The organism is Streptomyces sp. NPDC044063, assembly GCF_056434285.1.
Genome location: NZ_JBWKFM010000034.1, coordinates 25,345 through 45,003 on the forward strand (window position 1 = coordinate 25,345; position 19,659 = coordinate 45,003).

The following is a 19,659-nucleotide window of genomic DNA, read 5'->3' on the forward strand; positions in this document are numbered from 1 at the left end:
TGAGGGGAGGCGCCGCGCACACCCTTCAGTGTGCGTGATGCCGGCCGCTCGCCGCGGTGGGTGTTCTCACACCGCACGGGGCGCCGGGCCCCGGTCGTGACGCGGGGCACCGGACACACCTCGCAGCGTGCCCGGTGCCCCGCACCGACCGGTGAATCCCGTGCGTCGGTCCTACTTCAGACCGGGGTACAGCGGGTGCTTCGCCGCCAGGGCGGTGACGCGGTCCCGCAGCGCCTCGGCGTCGAAGCCGGGCTTGAGGGCCTCGGCGATGACGTCCGCGACCTCGCGGAAGTCCTCGGCCGTGAAGCCCCGGGTGGCCAGGGCCGGGGTGCCGATCCGCAGACCCGAGGTGACCATCGGCGGGCGGGGGTCGTTCGGGATGGCGTTGCGGTTGACGGTGATGCCCACCTCGTGGAGGCGGTCCTCGGCCTGCTGGCCGTCGAGCTCGGAGTTGCGCAGGTCCACCAGGACCAGGTGCACGTCCGTGCCGCCGGACAGGACGGAGACGCCGGCCGCGGCCACGTCGTCCTGGACCAGGCGCTCGGCCAGGATCTTCGCGCCCTCCAGCGTACGCTGCTGGCGCTCCTTGAACTCCTCGCTCGCGGCGACCTTGAAGCTGACGGCCTTGGCGGCGATCACGTGCTCCAGCGGACCACCCTGCTGGCCGGGGAAGACCGCGGAGTTGATCTTCTTGGCCAGCTCGGCCGTGGAGAGGATCACACCGCCGCGGGGGCCGCCCAGCGTCTTGTGGGTGGTGGTCGTCACGACGTGGGCGTGCGGCACCGGGTTGGGGTGGAGACCCGCGGCGACCAGGCCCGCGAAGTGGGCCATGTCGACCATCAGGTACGCGCCGACCTCGTCGGCGATCCGGCGGAAGGCCGCGAAGTCCAGCTGGCGCGGGTAGGCGGACCAGCCGGCGACGATCAGCTTCGGACGGTGCTCCTTGGCGAGGCGCTCGACCTCGTCCATGTCCACCAGGTTGGTCTGCTCGTCGACGTGGTAGGCGACCACGTTGTAGAGCTTGCCGGAGAAGTTGATCTTCATGCCGTGGGTCAGGTGCCCGCCATGGGCGAGGTTCAGACCCAGGATGGTGTCGCCGGGGTTGAGCAGGGCGAACATCGCCGCGGCGTTGGCCTGCGCGCCGGAGTGCGGCTGCACGTTGGCGGCCTCGGCGCCGAAGAGCGCCTTGATGCGGTCGATGGCGATCTGCTCGACGACGTCGACGTGCTCGCAGCCGCCGTAGTACCGGCGGCCCGGGTAGCCCTCGGCGTACTTGTTGGTGAGGACCGAGCCCTGGGCCTCCATGACCGCGACCGGAGCGAAGTTCTCCGAGGCGATCATCTCGAGGGTGGACTGCTGGCGGTGGAGTTCGGCGTCGACTGCGGCGGCGACGTCGGGGTCGAGCTCATGGAGGGAGCTGTTCAGAAGCGACATGAGTTCTTCCTGGACTTCCTGGCGGAGGAGGGGCGGGCGGGGTCAGCCTGCGGCGAAGGCCGTGTACTCGTCGGCGGTCAGCAGGTCCGCCGGCTCGTCCGTGATCTTCACCTTGAACAGCCAGCCGCCCTCGAAGGGGGCGGTGTTCACCAGCGAGGGGTCGTCCACGACGTCCCCGTTGGCCTCGACGACCTCGCCCGTGACGGGGGCGAAGAGGTCGCTGACCGACTTCGTCGACTCCAGCTCGCCACAGGTCTCGCCCGCGGTGATGGCGTCGCCGACCGCCGGGAGCTGGGCGAAGACGACGTCACCGAGCGCGTTGGCCGCGAACTCCGTGATGCCGACCGTGGCCACGCCGTTCTCGTCGGTGGCCGACAGCCACTCGTGCTCCTTGGAGTAACGCAGCTGCTGGGGGTTGCTCATGGCTTGATTCTCCTGTACGCGCGTGAGTGCTTGTGCAACGGGTCTTGACAGGTGAGATGAGAGGGGCTCAGCGGGCCCGCTTGTAGAAGGGCAGGGCCACGACCTCGTAGGACTCGTGGCTGCCCCGGATGTCCACGGACACCCCTTCCGTCCCCGGCTCCGCGTGCGCCGCGTCCACGTAGGCGATCGCGATCGGCTTGCCGAGGGTGGGGGAGGGGGCGCCGGAGGTGACCTCGCCGACGACGGAACCGCCGGCCACCACCGGGTAGCCGGCGCGCGGCACGCGGCGGCCGGTGGCCACCAGGCCGACCAGCTTGCGCGGCGGCGCGGTCGCGGCCCGCTCGGCGGCGGTCTCCAGCGCGGCGCGGCCCACGAAGTCGCCGTCCTTGTCGAACTTCACGACCCGGCCCAGACCGGCGTCGAACGGGGTGGTGGCGGTGGTCAGCTCGTGGCCGTAGAGCGGCATGCCCGCCTCCAGGCGGAGCGTGTCGCGGCAGGACAGGCCGCAGGGCACCAGGCCGGCCTCCGCGCCGGCCTCGGTCAGCGCCTGCCACAGCTTCTCCGCGTCGGCCGGGGCGACGAACAGCTCGAAGCCGTCCTCGCCGGTGTAGCCGGTGCGGGCGATCAGGGCCGGCACGCCGGCGACGGTGCCGGGCAGGCCCGCGTAGTACTTCAGGCCGTCCAGGTCGGCGTCGGTGACGGACTTCAGGATGCCGGGGGAGGCCGGGCCCTGGACGGCGATCAGCGCGTAGTTCTCGCGGTCGTCCCGGACCGCGGTGTCGAAGCCCGCGGCACGCTCGGTGAGGGCGTCCAGGACCACCTGGGCGTTGGAGGCGTTGGCCACGACCATGAACTCCTCGTCCGCCAGGCGGTAGACGATCAGGTCGTCCAGGATGCCGCCCTCGGCGTCGCAGATCATGGTGTAGCGGGCGCGGCCGACCGCCAGCGCCGAGAGGTTGCCGACGAGGGCGAAGTCCAGCGCGCGGCCGGCCTCGGGGCCCGTGAGGGTGATCTCGCCCATGTGGGAGAGGTCGAAGAGCCCGGCGCGGGTGCGGACGGCCACGTGCTCGTCGCGCTCGCTGCCGTAGCGCAGGGGCATGTCCCAGCCCGCGAAGTCGGTCATGGTGGCCCCCAGGGCGCGGTGCAGCGCGTCGAGGGCGGTACGGCGGGGGGCGTTCGTCATGGTCAGGCTCCCGGGCAGTCAGTCGCGGAGGAATACCTCGAAAGGCGGCCTCCCCATCTGTCATCGGAACCTGAGAGGTTCACCGAGAGCTCCAAGAGGGGCGTTCTCGGCTTGCACCTTGGGTGGGACCGTCACCGCTGCACGGCGGGGCCCGCTTTTCAGATCTGCCTCACCCGCGCGGTACGGGGCCTGAGAGATTCAAGGGAGGAACTTGCTCCTTCGGCGCCCGGCGAGCACGCTGCGTGCTCGCCGGGACTCTCCCGCGCGGATTCGAGCGGCCGGTATGCAGTTGGGTCGTGCGGTTGGTGCGTGGGGTGCTGCTGGCGCGCACATCATTGCACGTACGGGCGTGCGACGGACTGCCCCAGGTCCCATGAATTGGATTACCTTTTCTTTACGTTCCGTGGGTAGGGGGCCGGTGAACGGACGGGGGAGGGAAGGCGATCACAGTGCGTACGCGGACGGACGTGCCGGCGAAGGCCGATCAGGAGGCGCCGGCGGCGCCGGTGCGCCCCTCGGGGGTGCTCGACCTGCGTGGCCGGACCGCCGGCGACCTGCGGTATCCGCTCGGCGATCTGCTGGTGGTCTCCGGGCTGCCCGGCAGCGGCAAGTCCACCCTCATGCGCCGCGCGGTGGCCCCGGCGGACGGCCGGGGCGCGCCCGTGCGGCGCGTGGACTCCCAGGACTCACGCGAACGGGTGGAGCGCCGGGTGCCGGCCGGCCTGCCCTACGCGCTCTACCGGCCCCTCGCCAGAGCGCTCCACTACGCCACGCTGCGGCGGTCCGTGCGCGCCGGCCGGAGCGTGGTCGTCCACGACTGCGGCCAGCGCGGCCTGGTGCGCCGCTGGCTCGCCCGGGCCGCCCGCCGCCGGGGCGGCGCGGTGCACGTCCTGCTCCTCGCCGTCGACCCGGCGACGGCCCTGGCCGGCCAGACCGCCCGCGGCCGGGGCGTCCCGGCCCTCGCCTTCGCCCGCCACCGCCGCGCGATGTCCCGCCTGCTGGCCGAGGCCGCCGAGGGCCGGCTGCCGTCGGCCGCCGCCTCCGTCACCGTCCTCGACCGCCGCGCGGCCGACGCCGTACGGGTGATCGGCTTCGGCTGACCGCGCCCCGGACCGCCCGGCCGGGCCCCGGAACGCGACCGCCCGGCGCAGCCGTTAGGGTGCTGCGCCATGAGCATCCCCGGCATCAGCGAACCCCAGGGCGGGGCCCCCGCCTGGCCCGGCAACGAACTCGAAGCGGTGCTGGCCGCCTCGCTCGGCGTGCCCGGATCCGGTGAACGCATCGTCGAGGTGCTCGGCCGCAGCAGCGTGTGGATACCCCTGCCGGCCGGTGGCGGCCCGGAGAGCGCCGCCCTCGACCTGCCGGCGCTGGAGCTGGACGGCGCCGCCTATGTGCCGGTTTTCAGCTCGCACGCGGAGTTCCTGCGCGTGATGGGCGAGCAGGTGTCCTTCGCCGTCGCCCCCGCCGTGGAGTTCGCCCGCGGTCTGCCGCCGCAGGTCGGCATCGCCGTCAATCCCGAGGGCACGGTCACGGTGCCGCTGCCGCCCCCGGCCGTCGCCGAGCTGTGCCGGGCCGGTCGGACGGCCCTCGACGGCGCGGCGCCCGGCGGCCGGGTGCGGCTCTTCGAGCCCGACTGGCAGGAGGAGCCGACGGCCTTCCTCGCCGCGGCCGGCCTCGAGTTCGCCCGTGACCGGGACGTCGTCCGCACCGCCCGGCGCGCCCTGGCGAGCGTGGAGGGCGGGGCCCCCGCGCTGTTCGTGGGCGTCGAGCTGGAACTGCCCGACCCGGGCAGCCGGACCGCCGCCCTGGAGGCGCTCGGCCGGGCCCTGGCCGGGGCCCCCGTGGCCTGGCCCGTTCAACTGGTGTTCCTCGACGTCGCGCAGGATCCGGTGGTCGACTGGATGCGTGACCGGGTGCGCCCGTTCTACGACCGTGACCTGTGACGGTGCCGCCGCTCTCTTGCCCGCGGCCCCGGGCTCGTAAGCTGGTTGGATGACCGTACGGGGCGACGGGACCCGTAAGGCGGCCGAGAGAAGAGGCGGACCCAGGTGAGCGCGGGCGGGGAGAGCGGCGTGGAGCAGGTGCTGCGCCAGGTGGCGCCCGGCCGGTACGACACCTACGAGGCGCTGCTGGGCGCTCTCGCCGAGGGCCGGGTGTGGATGCTGCTGTGGCACGGTCAGGCCGGTGCGGCCGACGCCCAGTACGGCAACATGGAGGTCGACGGGCTGGGCTACGCACCCTGTGTGACCTCCGCGCAGGAGCTCGCCGCGAGCGGCTGGAACCGCGCCCACGAGGTCGTCTCCGGCCGGGCTGTGGCGGCCTCCCTCTTCCCCGACCGCTGGGGCCTGTGGCTCAACCCGCACGCGCCCGGCGGCGGCGTCGGCATCCCCTGGCTCGACCTGCGCCGGATGGCCGCCGGCCTGGACCGGCTGCCCGCCGGGCCGCTCCAGCTGAGCGAACCGGCCGTGGACATTCCGCAGTTCTACGCGCTGCTCGGGCAGAACGCCCACCGCACCCCCGTGGTCCGCGCGCTGCGCCGCGCCTGGGTGCAGCCCGCGCTCGGCACGCCGTATCTGGCGATCGGCCTCGACCTCTACGACACGTCCCCGGCGGCCGTGGAGTCGGTGCGGCTGATGATGCAGCAGTCGGTCGGCGTGGTCCCGGAGGGCCTGCCGGTGTCGACGGTGTCGATGGCGGACGAGTACGACCCGGTGGCGATGTGGATGCGCGCCAACGCCCGGCCCTTCTTCGACCGTGACGCCTACGGCGGCGCGCCCGCCCCGACGTCCGGCTACGGCTACCCGCCGCAGCAGGGCTGGCAGGCCGGCGCGTACTGACCGCTGGCGGACCCGGTCCGTCCGGATAACGGAAGCTTCCTCCGTACATCACGGTTGCGCATCCTTTGCCGACGACGTCTGGCGGGTGATCGGCGCCACATTGAAGACTCCCGCCAGCGAGGGCCGACGGCCCCCGCGCGCAGACCCGTCCTATCGCGTACGACCCGCTCCACGCGCACGTCCCCGTACCACCGCACGCATCGCACCACTCGCACAGTGAGGTGAACCTCCGCCGGTCGCGGAGGGCGTCGGGCCGGAGGTCGCCGGCCGAGAGGGGTCCACCACAGATGACGGCTCCACCGCACGACCCGGGCGCGGCCGGGGATGCCGCCCTCGACGTCGCCACCGCCGTGCCCGGCACGGCCATCGAGGGACGCTCCCCCTGGCGCATCGCCTGGATCCGGCTGAAACGGGACAGGGTGGCGCTGGCCGGCGGGGTCGTCGTGCTGCTGCTCGTCCTGGTCGCGGTCCTCGCCCCGCTCATCGTCGGGCTGCTCGGGCACCCGCCGAACGAATTCCATGAAGAAACGATTGATCCGTCCTTCAGCACCCCCAAGGGGGCCTGGGGCGGCATCAGCTCGGACTTCCTGTTCGGCGTCGAGCCGGGCAACGGCCGCGACGTCTTCAGCCGGGTCGTCTACGGGGCCCGGGTCTCCCTGCTGGTGGCCTTCCTCTCGGCGGTCGTCGCGGTGGTGCTCGGCACGGTGTTCGGGATCGTCGCCGGCTACTTCGGCGGCTGGGTCGACGCCGTCGTCAGCCGGGTGATGGACCTGCTGCTCGCCTTCCCCCAGCTGCTGTTCATCATCGCCCTGGTGTCGGTGGTGCCCAACTCACTGTGGGGACTGGAGGGTTCGGGCGTCCGGATGGCCGTGCTGATCTCGGTGATCGGCTTCTTCGGCTGGCCGTACGTGGGCCGCATCGTCCGCGGCCAGACCCTCTCGCTCCGGGAGCGGGAGTACGTGGAGGCGGCGCGCAGCCTGGGCGCCGGCCGCGGCTACATCCTCTTCCGCGAGCTGCTGCCCAACCTGGTGGCCCCCATCACCGTGTACGCCACGCTGATGATCCCCACCAATGTGCTCACCGAGGCCGCGCTCAGCTTCCTGGGCGCGGGCGTCAAGCCGCCGACCGCGTCCTGGGGGCAGATGCTCTCCAAGGCCGTCACCACCTACGAGGGCGACCCCCTCTTCATGATCATCCCGGGCGTGGCGATCTTCGTCACGGTCCTGGCCTTCAACCTCTTCGGCGACGGCGTGCGCGACGCGCTCGACCCCAAGGGCTCGCGCTAGGGGCTCGCGCCCCCGGCGCGCGGTCCCGCCCGCCTCCCGTCGTACACCGCCCCTGTCGTCCCGTCAGGAGGCCGTTTCCCGCACCCCGCCGGCCCGTCCCGGGGCGGCGACGAACCACGGAGGTCGCGACATCGTGGCAACCCAGAGAACATCCAGGCGCCGGTCGGCCGCGGGGGCGGCCCTCGTCGTCGCGGCCCTGGTCTCCACCGCGGCCTGCGGCGGTGGCGGCGGCTCGCACGGCAAGCACGGCGGCAAGGCCCCGGGCTACAACGCCGGCATCGACAAGATGGCCTCCGCCTCCGGCAAGAAGGGCGGCGAACTGCGCTTCATCGGCACCCAGGACGCCGACTCCTGGGACCCCCAGCGCGGCTACTACGGCTTCATGTGGGACTTCGCCCGCTTCTACACCCGCACCCTGGTCACCCCCAAGCCGGCGCCCGGCAAGGAGAGCCGCTCCGTCGTGGCCGACATGGCCACCGACACCGGCACCGTCTCGGCGGACAAGAAGACCTACACCTTCACCCTGCGCCCCGGCCTCACCTGGGAGGACGGACAGCCCATCACCACGAAGCACATCAAGTACGGCATCGAGCGCACCTGGGCGCAGGACAAGATCTCCGGCGGCCCGCTGTGGCTGATGACCACCCTGGACCCGGGCAAGGAGTACAAGGGGCCCTACAAGGACGACAGCCCCGACAAGCTCGGGCTGAAGGCCATCGAGACGCCCGACGACCGGACCATCGTCTTCAAGCTGCCCAAGCCCAACGGCGACTTCCTCCAGATGCTGGCCCTGCCCGCGGCGGCCCCGGTGCGCCCGGACAAGGACACCGCCGAGAAGTACGGCCAGAAGCCCTTCTCCAGCGGCCCCTACCGCTGGGTGTCGTACACCCCCAACAAGGGCATGGAGCTGGTCCGCAACGAGAAGTGGAAGGCCGACTCGGACCCCGTCCGCAAGGCGCTCCCCGACAAGATCACGCTCAAGCTCACCACCAACGCCGACGACATGGACAACCGCCTGATCGCCGGTGACTACGACCTCGACATCAACGCCACCGGCATGGGCTCGGCCGGCCGCCAGAAGGCCCTGCAGTCGAACAAGGCCAACGTCGACAACCCGCAGACCGGCTTCATCCGCTACGCCGTCTTCCCGAAGACCGTCGCGCCGTTCGACAACGAGCACTGCCGCAAAGCGGTGATCTACGCCGCCGACCACACCTCGCTGCAGACCGCGCGCGGCGGCCCCGACGCCGGCGGCTCCATCGCCACCGGCATGCTGCCGCCGGCCGTGGAGGGCTTCGACGGCGGCTACGACCCCTTCCAGCTGAAGCAGGGCAAGCCCGACGAGGCCAAGGCCAAGGAGGAGCTGAAGGCCTGCGGCAAGCCGGACGGCTTCAAGACCACCATCGCCGTCCGCAACAACAAGCCGCCGGAGATCGCGACCGCCGAGTCGCTCCAGGCGGCCCTGAAGAAGGTCGGCATCGAGGTCCAGATCGACCAGTACGACGGCGCCCAGACCCCCGGCATCATCGGCGCACCCAAGAACGTGAAGAACAAGAACTACGGCATCATCATCATGGGCTGGGGCGCCGACTTCCCCAGCGGCCAGGGCTTCCTCCAGCCCCTGGTCGACGGCCGGTTCATCCTGGACAGCGGCAACAACAACTACGCCGAGATCAACGACCCCGAGATCAACGGTCTGCTGGACCGGGCCATCGCGGAGAGCGACGTGGTCCGGGCCGGGAAGCTCTACCAGGAGGCCAACCGGAAGGTCACCGAGGGCGGCTGGTACCTGCCCTTCGTCTTCGAGAAGAACGTGATCTGGCGCAGCTCCCGGCTGACCAACGTCTACACGTCCGACGCCTACAACGGCCGCTACGACTACGCCGCGCTGGGCGTCGAGAAGTGATGGCGTGAAGTGAAGGCCGTGAAGTGATGGCCGTGAAGTGATGACCGTCCGTCCGCTCCGCCGGCGCACCCGCCGCCAGGCCCCGAAGGGCAGGTGAGGGCCGCGCGCGACGACCCCGGGGGCCCACCGCGGCCCCCGGGTCCGCCGCCGGGCCGACCGCAGTGTTCGCATACCTCCTCAGGCGGCTGTTCGCCGTCGTCGTGATGCTGCTGGTGGTCACCCTGGTGACCTTCGGCATCTTCTTCGCCATCCCGAAGCTCACCGGCACCGACCCCGCGCTGCTCTACGTCGGCAAGCAGGCGGACCCGGAGACCATCGAGGGCATCCGGAAGAAGCTGGACCTGGACCAGCCGGTCCTCGCGCAGTTCTGGCACTTCGTCTCCGGCATCGTGGCCGGCCGCGACTACACCGGCGGCGGCACCTCCGTGCACTGCGACGTGCCCTGCTTCGGCTACTCCTTCCGCACCGAGCAGGACGTCTGGCCGGTGCTCCAGGAGCGGCTGCCGGTGACGCTCTCCCTCGCCGCGGGCGCCTGTGTGCTGTGGCTGGTGGGCGGGGTGACCACGGGCGTGGTCTCCGCGCTCAAGCGCGGCAGCCTGTGGGACCGCGCCGCCATGACGATCGCCCTCGGCGGGGTCTCCCTGCCCATCTACTTCACCGGCCTGCTCTCGCTCGCCGTCTTCTCCTACGGACTGGGCTGGGTGGACGGCGAGTACACCGACTTCGCCGAGGACCCGGGGGCGTGGTTCGGCGGCCTGATCCTGCCCTGGATCACCCTCGCCTTCCTCTACGCCGCCATGTACGCCCGGCTGACCCGGGCCACCATGCTGGAGATCCTCGGCGAGGACTACATCCGCACCGCCCGCGCCAAGGGACTCCGCGAGCCGGTGGTCATCGGCAAGCACGCCATGCGCTCCACCCTGACGCCCGTGCTGACCATCCTCGGCATGGACCTCGGCGCCCTCGTCGGCGGCGCGATCCTCACCGAGACCACCTTCAACCTGCCCGGCCTCGGCCAGGCGGCCGTCAAGGCGATCAGCGACCGCGACCTCCCGCTGATCCTCGGGGTGACGCTCGTCGCCGCCTCCGCGGTCGTCCTCGCCAACCTCGTGGTGGACCTCCTCTACGCCGTGATCGACCCCCGAGTGAGGCTCTCGTGACGACCGCCCCCGCCGCCGGGACCGCCCCGGCCGCCTTCCTCGACGTACGCGACCTGCGCATCCACTTCCCCACCGACGACGGGCTCGTCAAAAGCGTCGACGGGCTGTCCTTCACCCTGGACAAGGGCAGCACCCTGGGCATCGTCGGCGAGTCCGGCTCCGGCAAGTCCGTGACCTCGCTGGGCATCATGGGCCTCCACACCGTCGGTCAGTACGGCCGCCGCAAGGCCAGGATCAGCGGCGAGATCTGGCTGGACGGCACGGAGCTGATGGGCGCCGACCCCGACGAGGTGCGCCGGCTGCGCGGCCGCGAGATGGCGATGATCTTCCAGGACCCGCTGTCCGCCATGCACCCCTACTTCACCGTCGGCGCCCAGATCACCGAGGCCTACCGGGTCCACCACGACGTCGACCGCAAGGCGGCCCGCAGGCGCGCCGTCGAACTGCTGGACCGGGTCGGCATCCCGCAGCCCGACCGGCGCGTCGACGACTACCCCCACCAGTTCTCCGGCGGCATGCGGCAGCGCGCGATGATCGCCATGGCGCTGGTCAACAACCCCGAGCTGCTCATCGCCGACGAGCCCACCACCGCCCTGGACGTCACCGTCCAGGCCCAGATCCTCGACCTCATCCGCGACCTGCAACGGGAGTTCGGCTCGGCCGTCATCATCATCACCCACGACCTGGGGGTCGTCGCCGAGCTCGCCGACGACATCCTGGTGATGTACGGCGGCCGCTGCGTCGAGCGCGGCCCCGCCGAACAGGTCTTCACCGCGCCCCGGCACCCGTACACCTGGGGCCTGCTGGGCTCGATGCCGCGCATCGACCGCGAGCGGACCGAGCGGCTGATCCCCGTCAAGGGCTCCCCGCCCAGCCTGATCAACGTGCCCCCCGGCTGCGCCTTCAGCCCCCGCTGCCCCTACGCCGACATCCCCGCGGGCGGGATCACCCGCACCGAGCGGCCCGAGCTGCGGCCCGTACCCGGCGCCGAGCGGCACCACTTCGCGTGCCATCTGCCGGACGAGGAGCGGATCCGGATCTGGACCGAAGAGATCGCACCGAAGCTATGAGGGACGAGGACGCCGTGACGAACGAAGCCGCACCCCTCCTGGCGGTCGAGGGCCTGGTCAAGCACTTCCCCATCACCAAGGGCGTGCTGCGCCGCCAGGTGGGCGCGGTGCAGGCGGTGGACGGCGTGACCTTCGACGTCCGGGCGGGGGAGACCCTGGGCGTCGTCGGCGAGTCCGGCTGCGGCAAGTCGACGATGGGCCGGCTGATCACGAGACTGCTCGAACCCACCGCCGGGCGGATCGAGTTCGAGGGCCGGGACATCACCCACCTCGGCACGTCCGGGATGCGCCCGATGCGCCGCGACATCCAGATGATCTTCCAGGACCCCTACTCCTCGCTCAACCCCCGGCACACCGTCGGCACGATCGTCGGCGCGCCGTTCCGGCTCCAGGGCATCAGCCCCGAGGGCGGGGTGAAGAAGGAGGTCCAGAGGCTGCTGGGGCTGGTGGGACTCAACCCCGAGCACTACAACCGCTATCCGCACGAGTTCTCCGGCGGCCAGCGTCAGCGCATCGGCATCGCCCGGGCCCTCGCGCTCAAGCCCCGGCTGGTCGTCGCGGACGAGCCGGTCTCCGCGCTGGACGTCTCGATCCAGGCCCAGGTCGTCAACCTGCTCGACGACCTCCAGGACGAGCTGGGGCTGACGTACGTCATCATCGCCCACGACCTGTCGGTCATCCGGCACGTCTCGGACCGCATCGCGGTCATGTACCTCGGCAAGGTGGTCGAGCTCGCGGACCGCACCGCGCTCTACAGGGCGCCCATGCACCCGTACACCAAGGCGCTGCTCTCGGCCGTGCCCGTGCCCGACCCGGGGCGGCGCGGCAGACGGGCGGGGGCGGCCTCCGGCGACGGCGGGGGGAGGATCCTGCTCAAGGGCGATGTGCCCTCGCCGATCGCCCCGCCCCCCGGATGTCGCTTCCACACCCGGTGCTGGAAGGCGACCGAGGTCTGCGCCCGGCAGGAGCCACCGCTGCTGTCACCGCGCCCGGGGCACGCCGTCGCCTGCCACCACCCCGAGCCCGTGCCCGACTCCGGAGCGCGAGGTGCGGTCACCTGAGAGTCATGCCAAGCTGAGACCGCGCGAGCACCGAGGGAGGGGAGGGTGCGGAGTCGGCGCGGCCGCCGCACACGGGCCCGCGCGGTCGAAGGGACGACTCCATGGCACTCTCCCCCGCGATACGGGCCCGGGCGATACGGGCCCGCGCGATCAGGACGGCACGGCGGCTGGGCGCGCTGCGGTACTCGATACCCGGGCGGGGGCCGGTCGGACTGCTGGCCCTCGCCACCGCGGCGGCGACCGCCTTCGGGATGGCCGCGCTCCCCGGCGCCCCCCGCCCGCCCACCGCGCCCCCGATGGGCCCCGGCGCCCGCGGCGCCGGCGACCCCTACTTCCCGGACCTGGGCAACGGCGGCTTCGACGTCCGCCACTACGACCTCGACCTCCGCTACGCCCCGGACACCGGCCGCCTCGACGGCCGGGCCACCCTCACCGCGCGGGCCACCCGCGGCCTGACCTCCTTCCACCTGGACCTGAAGCGGCTCGACGTCAGCTCGGTCGAGGTGAACGGACTGCCCGCCGCCTTCACCCGGGACGGCAACGAGCTGGCGATCCGCCCGATGCTCGCCCTGCCGAAGGGCAGCGGCTTCAGCGTCGCCGTCACCTACGGCGGCGTCCCCCGGCCGCTCAGCGGCCCCATCGTCTTCGGCTCCGGCTACGGCTGGATGAAGACCCCGGACGGCGTCTTCGTCGCCTGCGAGCCCGACGGGGCCTCCAGCTGGTTCCCGTCCAGCGACCACCCCTCGGACAAGGCGACCTTCGACATCCGGATCAGGGCGCCCAAGGGCCTGACCGCCGTCTCGAACGGCCGGCTCCTCGCCACCCACGACCGCGGCGCCACCACCGTCACCCACTGGCGCGAGTCCAAGCCCATGGCGACCTACCTCGCCACCGTCACCATCGGGAAGTTCGACGTCAAACGGGGTGTGACGCCCGGTGGCGTCCCCCTCTACGTGGCCACCGACCCGGCCCTGGCCGGCGGCGGGCTCGACGTCTACGGGCTGACCGCCGAGGCCACCGACCACTGGGCGCGCGTCTTCGGCCCGTACCCCTTCGAGGAGACCGGGGCGATCATCGACGACATGCCCGCGGCCGGCTTCTCCCTGGAGACCCAGACCAAGCCGGTCTACTCGGCCGTGCGCGACGAGTCCACGGTCGTCCACGAGGTCGCCCACCAGTGGTTCGGCGACTCCGTCTCGGTCGAGCGGTGGAAGGACGTCTGGCTCAACGAGGGCTTCGCCACCTACGCCGAGTGGCTGTGGGACGAGCACAAGGGGCGCAAGAGCACCCACCAGGCCTTCCTGGACGCCTACCGGTCGCGCGGCCCCGGCGACCCCTTCTGGCGGTTGGACATCGCCGACCCGCAGCGGGACACCCTGCTCTCCCGGGCCGTGTACTACCGCGGCGCCATGACGCTCCAGGTGCTGCGCGAGCGCATCGGCGACGCGGCGTTCTTCCGGCTGCTGCCCCGGTGGACCAAGCTCCACCGGTACGGCAACGTCCGTACCGCCCAGTTCATCGGCCTCGCCGAGGCGGTCTCCGGCAAGGACCTGGGCGGCCTCTTCCACACCTGGCTCTCCAGCCGTGACCGGCCCCCGCTGCCGGGCGGGCACTAGCCGGCGGGCAGGCCTGCCTGCCGGCTGGTCGGGGGGACCGTCCGCGGCGAGTAAGAATGTCTGGTGCTCTCCGATCTGTTCAGCCCCTCCGTCCAGCACTCGCTCGACCTCGCCGGGATCTTCGTCTTCGCCATCTCGGGCGCGCTGCTCGGCGTCCGCAAGAACTTCGACGTCTTCGGCATGGCGGTGCTGGCGGAGGTCACGGCCCTGGGCGGCGGGCTGTTCCGGGACCTGATCATCGGAGCCGTGCCGCCCGCCGCCTTCACCGACCGCGGGTACTTCTTCACCCCGATGATCGCCACCGCGCTCGTCTTCTTCCTCCACCCGGAGGTGGAGCGGATCACCAAGGCGATCAACGTCTTCGACGCCGCGGGCCTCGGGCTCTTCTGTGTGGCCGGCACGGTCAAGGCCTACCAGTACGGCCTCGGCCTCACCTTCGCCGCCACCCTGGGGCTCGCCACCGCGGTGGGCGGCGGCGTGCTGCGCGACGTCCTCGCCCACGAGGTGCCGTCGCTGCTGCGCTGGGACCGCGACCTCTACGCGGTGCCGGCCATGGTCGGCTCCACCATGGCGGCGCTGCTGATCCGCTTCGACGCGCTGAACGTCACCACGAGCATGCTCTCCGCCGCCACGGCCTTCGTCCTGCGCCTGCTGGCCATGCGCTACAACTGGCGGGCGCCCCGCGCCTGGCACCGGCGCAGCGCCGCCTCCGAGGACGGCGCGGCCGCCTGACGCCGGCGACGAAAGACCGGCGGCGAAACGTTCCCCTAGGCCTGCGGCGCCACCATGACGTCCCGGCCCAGCCAGGCCGCCAGCCGCGCGTACGCGTCCGCGCCCTCGGGCGCCGGGCGCACCGGACCGAAGGGCACGCCCTCGCCGCGCCGCTCCGGCGGCAGGACGCGGCGGGCCCACTCCAGCGCGTACTCCGCCGTCCCCTGGTCGAGGGCGAGGGGGTGACCCAGCGCGTGGGAGAGGTCCCAGGTGTGGGCCGCCACCTCCAGCACACAGCCCGAGGAGAGATAGGCCCGCCCCGGCAGCTTCCCCCACGGCACGGTCACCGGCGCGTCCAGCTTCGCGTCGTCCGCCCACGCCTCCTCGAAGCGCGCCCGGGCCTCGGCGAAGGCCGGGCCCCAGGCGTCGTCCGGCACCCCGGCGACCGCCTCCAGGGTCACGTCCTCGCCGGCGCGCCCCAGCTCCGCCGCGGCCCGTACGCCGCCCACCAAGTGCGCCAGCAGGCCCCGTACGTCGAAGTCCCCGCAGGGCGTCGGGTCGTCCAGCCGCCCGGGCGCCGCCAGGGCGATCAGAGCGGCGACCTGGTCGCAGGCGCGGGCGTACAGGGGGCGGGGGTCGGGATCGGTGGCGGTCATGGCTGCTCCCTCGGTGTGCGGACGGTGCCGGGCGCCGTGCGGCGCCTTCCGGTGAGCACAGCCTCGGTCCCCAACCTGACATCCGCCGTCAGGTTTTCCACCGGCCGGCGGCATTCTTGATCATGTGAAGTCCGACCGGCTGCTGTCGATCCTGCTCCTGCTCCAGACCCGGGGCCGGGTGCCCGCCACCGAGCTCGCCCAGCGGCTGGAGGTGTCCGTCCGGACCATCTACCGCGACGTCGAGGCGCTCTCCGCCTCCGGCGTCCCCGTCTACACCGAGCGCGGCCGGCGCGGCGGGATCGCGCTGCTCCCCGGCTTCCGCACCGACGTCACCGGGCTGACCGCCGACGAGGCCCGCGCCCTGTTCGTCCTCGCCGCGCGGGGCACCCACGCCGATCTCGGCCTCGACGGCGCCCTCGGCTCCGCCCTGCGCAAGGTCATGGCCGCGCTGCCCGCCCCCCACCGGCCCGCCGCCGAGGCCACCAGCCGGCGCATCCTCGTCGACCCGGTCCGCTGGATGGCCGGGCCCGGCCCGGCCGCCGACCTGGGCGACCTCCACACCGCCGTCCTCGCCGAGCGGCGGCTGCGGCTGCGCTACCGGCACGGCGGCGACTCCGGCCCCCGGACCTACACCGTCGACCCCTACGGACTCGTGGCCAAGGCCGGCGTCTGGTACCTCGTCGCCGACCGGCGCGGCCTGCCCCGGCTGTACCGCGCGGAACGGGTCGCCGCCGTCACCGTCACCGACGAGCCGGTCCGCCGCCGGCCGGGCGTGGAGCTCGCGGACGCCTGGGCGGCGCTGCGCCGCGAGGTCGAGGAACGGCCGGCCGAGGTGCTGGTCACGGCCCGGGTGCGGCGCTCCCGCCTGGACATGTTCCTGCGGCTGCTGGGGCCGCGGCTGACCGGGCCGCCGTCCGGGGACGACCCGGCCACCGTGGAGCTGGCGCTCTCCGACGTCCGGGACGGGCGGGCGCTGCTGCCCTTCGGCGCGGACGTGGAGGTGGTGTCCCCGGCGTCCGTGCGCGCCGACCTCGCGCGGGTGGCGGCGGCCGTCGTGGAGCGGTACGGCGACGGTCACGGGGCGGCCCCGGGCTCGTAGAATCGTGCCCACCATGGCCTACCTCGACCACGCCGCCACCACCCCGATGCTGCCCGAGGCGGTGCGGGCGATGACCGCCCAGCTGCCCCTCGCCGGTAACGCGTCCTCGCTGCACGCCGCCGGACGGCGAGCCCGCCGCACCGTCGAGGAGGCCCGCGAATCCCTCGCCGCCGCGCTCGGCGCCCGGCCCAGCGAGGTGGTCTTCACCGCCGGCGGCACCGAAGCCGACAACCTGGCCGTCAAGGGCCTCTTCTGGGCGCGCCGCGCCGCCGACCCGGCCCGCACCCGGGTCCTGGCCAGCCCGGTCGAGCACCACGCCGTGCTGGACGCCGTCGACTGGCTCGCCACCCACGAGGGCGCGACCGTCGAGTACCTCCCCGTCGACGCCCATGGCCGGGTGCACCCCGACGCGTTGCGCGAGGCGATAGCCCGCGACCCCGGCGACGTCGCCCTGGCCACCGTCATGTGGGCCAACAACGAGATCGGCACGGTCATGCCGGTCCGTGAACTGGCCGACGTGGCCGCCGAGTTCGACGTACCGCTGCACTCCGACGCCGTGCAGGCCTTCGGCCAGCTGGACGTCGACTTCGCCGCCTCCGGGCTGGCCGCCATGACCGTCACCGGACACAAGGTGGGCGGCCCCTACGGCGTCGGCGCGCTGCTGCTGGGCCGCCGGTACGCCCCCGTGCCGCTGCTGCACGGCGGCGGCCAGGAGCGCCACGTGCGCTCCGGGACGCTGGACGTGCCGGGCATCGCCGCGTTCGCGGTGGCGGGCACGCTGGCCGCCGAGCGGCGCGCGGACTTCGCCCGGGACACCGGCGCGCTGCGGGACCGGCTGATCGAGGGCGTACGGGCCGCGGTGCCGGACGCCGTCCTGAGTGGCGACCCGGACCCGGCGGGCCGCCTGCCCGCCAACGCCCACTTCGCCTTCCCCGGCTGCGAGGGCGACTCCCTGCTGCTGCTCCTGGACGCCCAGGGCATCGAGTGCTCGACCGGCTCCGCCTGCACCGCGGGCGTCGCCCAGCCGAGCCACGTCGTCCTGGCCACGGGCACGGACCCGGACCTGGCGCGGGGCACGCTGCGCTTCTCCCTGGGCCACACGTCGACCGACGCCGACGTCGACGCCCTGCTGGCGGCGATCGGACCGGTGGTGGAACGGGCACGGAGCGCGGGGCTGAGCTAGGTGGGCGCCCTGTGACCCGTCCGGCATTCAGCCCGTCCGGCGCGTGAGGACCGGGGTCCGGGACGGAGCCCCGGTCTCGGCAAGGGGCGGGGTGGGGGATCAGCCGCCCGCGGGGTCCTCCGCACGGGCCCGCCGCACCAGCCGCAGGTAGCGCTCCCAGTCCCAGTGCGGCCCCGGGTCGGTGTGGTCGGCCCCCGGCACCTCCGAGTGGGCGACGATGTGCTTCCGGTCCACCGGAATGCCGTAGCGGTCGCAGATCCCGGCGGCGAGCCGCGCCGACGCGGCGTACATCGCGTCCGTGAAGTCGCCGGGCCGGTCCACATAACCCTCGTGCTCGATCCCGACGCTGCGCTCGTTGAACGACCGGTTCCCGGAGTGGAACGCCACGTCCAGCTCGCGGACGGTCTGGGCCACGTGCCCGTCCCGCCGCACCACGTAGTGCGCGGCCGCCCGGTGGAGGGGGTCGCGGAAGACGTGGAGGGCGTCGTCGTAGCCGCCCTCGACGACGTGGACGACGATCCGGTCGACGGCGTAGTCGTCCGGCCGGGAGGCCCGCCGCCAGTTCGCCGAGGACGCGGCGACCCACTCGGCGCCGGGGTGGTCGACCGCCCCGTCCGTGCGGGGCCGCTCCCGTCCCGAGACGCGCCACCACCACCGCGCGAGTTCGTCCCGCCCCGCGTACCCGGCCGTGCCGGCCGTGACCAGGGCGCCGGCGCCGCCGATCAGCAGCGCGCGCCGGCCGACGCCGCGGCGCCGTTCCTCTTCCGTCTCCACCAGGGCGACCCCTCTCCCGACCGAAAACGCGTGCGACACCCCGTACGGTTCCGGGCACCCCGTACCCTGGGAGGGCTATGACTGCCACGCCTCTTCCTGAGTCCAGCCCCGGCGCACCCTCGGGCCCCCGCGACGGACGTCGCCTCCGTGTCCTCGCCGCCATGTCCGGCGGCGTGGACTCCGCCGTCGCCGCGGCCCGGGCCGCCGAGGCCGGGCACGACGTGACCGGTGTGCACCTGGCGCTGTCCGCCAACCCGCAGTCCTTCCGGACGGGCGCGCGCGGCTGCTGCACCATCGAGGACTCCCGCGACGCCCGCCGCGCCGCCGATGTGATCGGCATCCCGTTCTACTGCTGGGATCTGGCCGAGCGCTTCCGCGAGGACGTGGTCGAGGACTTCGTCGCCGAGTACGAGGCCGGGCGCACCCCGAACCCCTGCCTGCGCTGCAACGAGAAGATCAAGTTCGCGGCGCTGCTGGACAAGGCCCTTGCCCTGGGCTTCGACGCGGTGTGCACGGGCCACTACGCCACGGTCGTGCTCAACGAGGACGGCACCCGCGAGCTGCACCGGGCCAGCGACATGGCCAAGGACCAGAGCTATGTGCTCGGCGTCCTCGACGAGCGGCAGCTGGCGCACGCGATGTTCCCCCTGGGTGACACGCTCACCACCAAGGAGGAGATCCGCGCGGAGGCGGAGCGGCGCGGTCTCGCCGTGGCGAAGAAGCCCGACAGCCACGACATCTGCTTCATCGCCGACGGCGACACCCAGGGCTTCCTGGCGAAGCGCCTCGGCAGGGCCGAGGGCGACATCGTGGACGAGGCCGGCACCAAGGTGGGCACCCACGAGGGCGCCTACGGCTTCACCATCGGCCAGCGCAAGGGCCTGCGCATCGGACACCCGGCCCCGGACGGCAAGCCGCGCTACGTCCTGGACATCTCCCCGGTGAACAACACGGTGACGGTGGGCCCGGTGGAGGCCCTGGACGTCTCGGCCCTCACCGCCATCAAGCCCCGCTGGTGCGGCGTCGCCCCGGCCGGCCCCGGTACGTACACCGCCCAGCTGCGCGCGCACGGCGGCGAGACCGAGGTGACGGCGGAGCTGGTGGACGGCGAGCTGCGGGTGGCCTTCACCGAGCCGGTCCGGGGCGTCGCCCCGGGGCAGGCCATCGTGCTCTACGACGGCACGCGCGTCGTCGGCTCGGCGACGATCGCGTCGACGGTGCGGGCCGCGGGCGCCGCCCGCACCGCCTGAGGACCGCCGG

Annotated in this window: 18 protein-coding genes and 1 riboswitch; of the genes, 13 read left to right on the forward strand and 5 right to left on the reverse strand. The window is 73.1% G+C overall.

The genetic code is table 11. The features are described from left to right. Window positions 1-171 precede the first annotated feature (171 nt). From glyA to gcvT, 3 genes are all read right to left on the reverse strand, one after another. Complete coding sequence (glyA, locus tag AC07BS_RS30105) at window positions 172-1,434, reverse strand: serine hydroxymethyltransferase (protein WP_478935090.1); 1,263 nt, start codon at window positions 1,432-1,434, stop codon at window positions 172-174. Between the two features lie 42 nt (window positions 1,435-1,476). Then, complete coding sequence (gene gcvH, locus AC07BS_RS30110; protein WP_478935091.1) at window positions 1,477-1,857, reverse strand: glycine cleavage system protein GcvH; 381 nt, start codon at window positions 1,855-1,857, stop codon at window positions 1,477-1,479. A 67-nt stretch (window positions 1,858-1,924) separates the two neighbouring features. After that, on the reverse strand, window positions 1,925-3,040 hold the full coding sequence (gene gcvT, locus AC07BS_RS30115) for a glycine cleavage system aminomethyltransferase GcvT (RefSeq protein ID WP_478642282.1): 1,116 nt from the start codon (window positions 3,038-3,040) through the stop codon (window positions 1,925-1,927). 168 nt (window positions 3,041-3,208) lie between these two features. Next, a riboswitch (glycine riboswitch) is annotated at window positions 3,209-3,313 on the reverse strand. Between the two features lie 176 nt (window positions 3,314-3,489). Here gcvT and AC07BS_RS30120 point away from each other — a divergent pair. From AC07BS_RS30120 to AC07BS_RS30165, 10 genes are all read left to right on the forward strand, one after another. Further along, window positions 3,490-4,140: an AAA family ATPase gene (locus tag AC07BS_RS30120; protein ID WP_478642279.1), complete on the forward strand. Its 651-nt coding sequence runs from the start codon at window positions 3,490-3,492 to the stop codon at window positions 4,138-4,140. Window positions 4,141-4,209: 69 nt separating this feature from the next. Further along, entirely contained in the window at window positions 4,210-4,983 is a 774-nt protein-coding gene (locus AC07BS_RS30125; protein WP_478642276.1) for an enhanced serine sensitivity protein SseB, read from the forward strand. A gap of 105 nt (window positions 4,984-5,088) precedes the next feature. Then, entirely contained in the window at window positions 5,089-5,877 is a 789-nt protein-coding gene (locus tag AC07BS_RS30130) for an enhanced serine sensitivity protein SseB C-terminal domain-containing protein (RefSeq protein ID WP_478642274.1), read from the forward strand. Window positions 5,878-6,164: 287 nt separating this feature from the next. After that, entirely contained in the window at window positions 6,165-7,163 is a 999-nt protein-coding gene (locus tag AC07BS_RS30135; RefSeq protein WP_478642271.1) for an ABC transporter permease, read from the forward strand. A 133-nt stretch (window positions 7,164-7,296) separates the two neighbouring features. Next, complete coding sequence (locus AC07BS_RS30140; RefSeq protein ID WP_478935092.1) at window positions 7,297-9,069, forward strand: ABC transporter substrate-binding protein; 1,773 nt, start codon at window positions 7,297-7,299, stop codon at window positions 9,067-9,069. Between the two features lie 161 nt (window positions 9,070-9,230). Next, window positions 9,231-10,229 (forward strand): ABC transporter permease, encoded by a 999-nt coding sequence (locus tag AC07BS_RS30145; protein WP_478642267.1) that lies wholly within the window; start codon window positions 9,231-9,233, stop codon window positions 10,227-10,229. Then, a complete protein-coding gene (locus AC07BS_RS30150) occupies window positions 10,226-11,299 on the forward strand; it encodes an ABC transporter ATP-binding protein (RefSeq protein WP_478642264.1) in 1,074 nt (357 codons plus the stop codon). The genes AC07BS_RS30145 and AC07BS_RS30150 overlap by 4 nt, the downstream gene beginning before the upstream one ends. Continuing rightward, window positions 11,296-12,360, forward strand: coding sequence for an ABC transporter ATP-binding protein (locus tag AC07BS_RS30155; RefSeq protein ID WP_478642261.1), 1,065 nt, complete (start codon window positions 11,296-11,298; stop codon window positions 12,358-12,360). The genes AC07BS_RS30150 and AC07BS_RS30155 overlap by 4 nt, the downstream gene beginning before the upstream one ends. 251 nt (window positions 12,361-12,611) lie before the next feature. After that, complete coding sequence (locus tag AC07BS_RS30160; RefSeq protein ID WP_478643180.1) at window positions 12,612-13,976, forward strand: M1 family metallopeptidase; 1,365 nt, start codon at window positions 12,612-12,614, stop codon at window positions 13,974-13,976. A gap of 63 nt (window positions 13,977-14,039) precedes the next feature. Further along, entirely contained in the window at window positions 14,040-14,708 is a 669-nt protein-coding gene (locus AC07BS_RS30165) for a trimeric intracellular cation channel family protein (protein WP_478642259.1), read from the forward strand. A gap of 35 nt (window positions 14,709-14,743) precedes the next feature. On the opposite strand, the gene AC07BS_RS30170 is transcribed toward AC07BS_RS30165, so the two are convergent. Beyond that, window positions 14,744-15,343 (reverse strand): TIGR03086 family metal-binding protein, encoded by a 600-nt coding sequence (locus AC07BS_RS30170; RefSeq protein ID WP_478642257.1) that lies wholly within the window; start codon window positions 15,341-15,343, stop codon window positions 14,744-14,746. A gap of 124 nt (window positions 15,344-15,467) precedes the next feature. On the opposite strand from AC07BS_RS30170, the gene AC07BS_RS30175 reads away from it, so the two are divergent. Then, entirely contained in the window at window positions 15,468-16,442 is a 975-nt protein-coding gene (locus tag AC07BS_RS30175; protein WP_478642255.1) for a helix-turn-helix transcriptional regulator, read from the forward strand. A 13-nt stretch (window positions 16,443-16,455) separates the two neighbouring features. Then, on the forward strand, window positions 16,456-17,625 hold the full coding sequence (locus tag AC07BS_RS30180; protein ID WP_478642254.1) for a cysteine desulfurase family protein: 1,170 nt from the start codon (window positions 16,456-16,458) through the stop codon (window positions 17,623-17,625). Window positions 17,626-17,724: 99 nt separating this feature from the next. Here AC07BS_RS30180 and AC07BS_RS30185 read toward each other — a convergent pair whose 3' ends face one another. Further along, window positions 17,725-18,399, reverse strand: a complete 675-nt coding sequence (locus AC07BS_RS30185; protein ID WP_478642253.1) for an N-acetylmuramoyl-L-alanine amidase — start codon at window positions 18,397-18,399, stop codon at window positions 17,725-17,727. A 77-nt stretch (window positions 18,400-18,476) separates the two neighbouring features. Between AC07BS_RS30185 and mnmA the strand changes: the two genes are divergently transcribed. Continuing rightward, window positions 18,477-19,649, forward strand: coding sequence for a tRNA 2-thiouridine(34) synthase MnmA (gene mnmA / locus AC07BS_RS30190; RefSeq protein WP_478935093.1), 1,173 nt, complete (start codon window positions 18,477-18,479; stop codon window positions 19,647-19,649). The last annotated feature ends 10 nt before the right edge of the window (window positions 19,650-19,659 follow it).

What these genes read in the sequence shown, in the direction of transcription:
- glyA (WP_478935090.1), bottom strand. Translation starts at nt 1,434, where the DNA reads ATGTCGCTTCTGAACAGCTCCCTCCATGAGCTCGACCCCGACGTCGCC.
- gcvH (WP_478935091.1), bottom strand. Translation starts at nt 1,857, where the DNA reads ATGAGCAACCCCCAGCAGCTGCGTTACTCCAAGGAGCACGAGTGGCTG.
- gcvT (WP_478642282.1), bottom strand. Translation starts at nt 3,040, where the DNA reads ATGACGAACGCCCCCCGCCGTACCGCCCTCGACGCGCTGCACCGCGCC.
- AC07BS_RS30125 (WP_478642276.1), top strand. Translation starts at nt 4,210, where the DNA reads ATGAGCATCCCCGGCATCAGCGAACCCCAGGGCGGGGCCCCCGCCTGG.
- AC07BS_RS30135 (WP_478642271.1), top strand. Translation starts at nt 6,165, where the DNA reads ATGACGGCTCCACCGCACGACCCGGGCGCGGCCGGGGATGCCGCCCTC.
- AC07BS_RS30155 (WP_478642261.1), top strand. Translation starts at nt 11,296, where the DNA reads ATGAGGGACGAGGACGCCGTGACGAACGAAGCCGCACCCCTCCTGGCG.
- AC07BS_RS30160 (WP_478643180.1), top strand. Translation starts at nt 12,612, where the DNA reads ATGGCCGCGCTCCCCGGCGCCCCCCGCCCGCCCACCGCGCCCCCGATG.
- AC07BS_RS30170 (WP_478642257.1), bottom strand. Translation starts at nt 15,343, where the DNA reads ATGACCGCCACCGATCCCGACCCCCGCCCCCTGTACGCCCGCGCCTGC.
- AC07BS_RS30180 (WP_478642254.1), top strand. Translation starts at nt 16,456, where the DNA reads ATGGCCTACCTCGACCACGCCGCCACCACCCCGATGCTGCCCGAGGCG.
- mnmA (WP_478935093.1), top strand. Translation starts at nt 18,477, where the DNA reads ATGACTGCCACGCCTCTTCCTGAGTCCAGCCCCGGCGCACCCTCGGGC.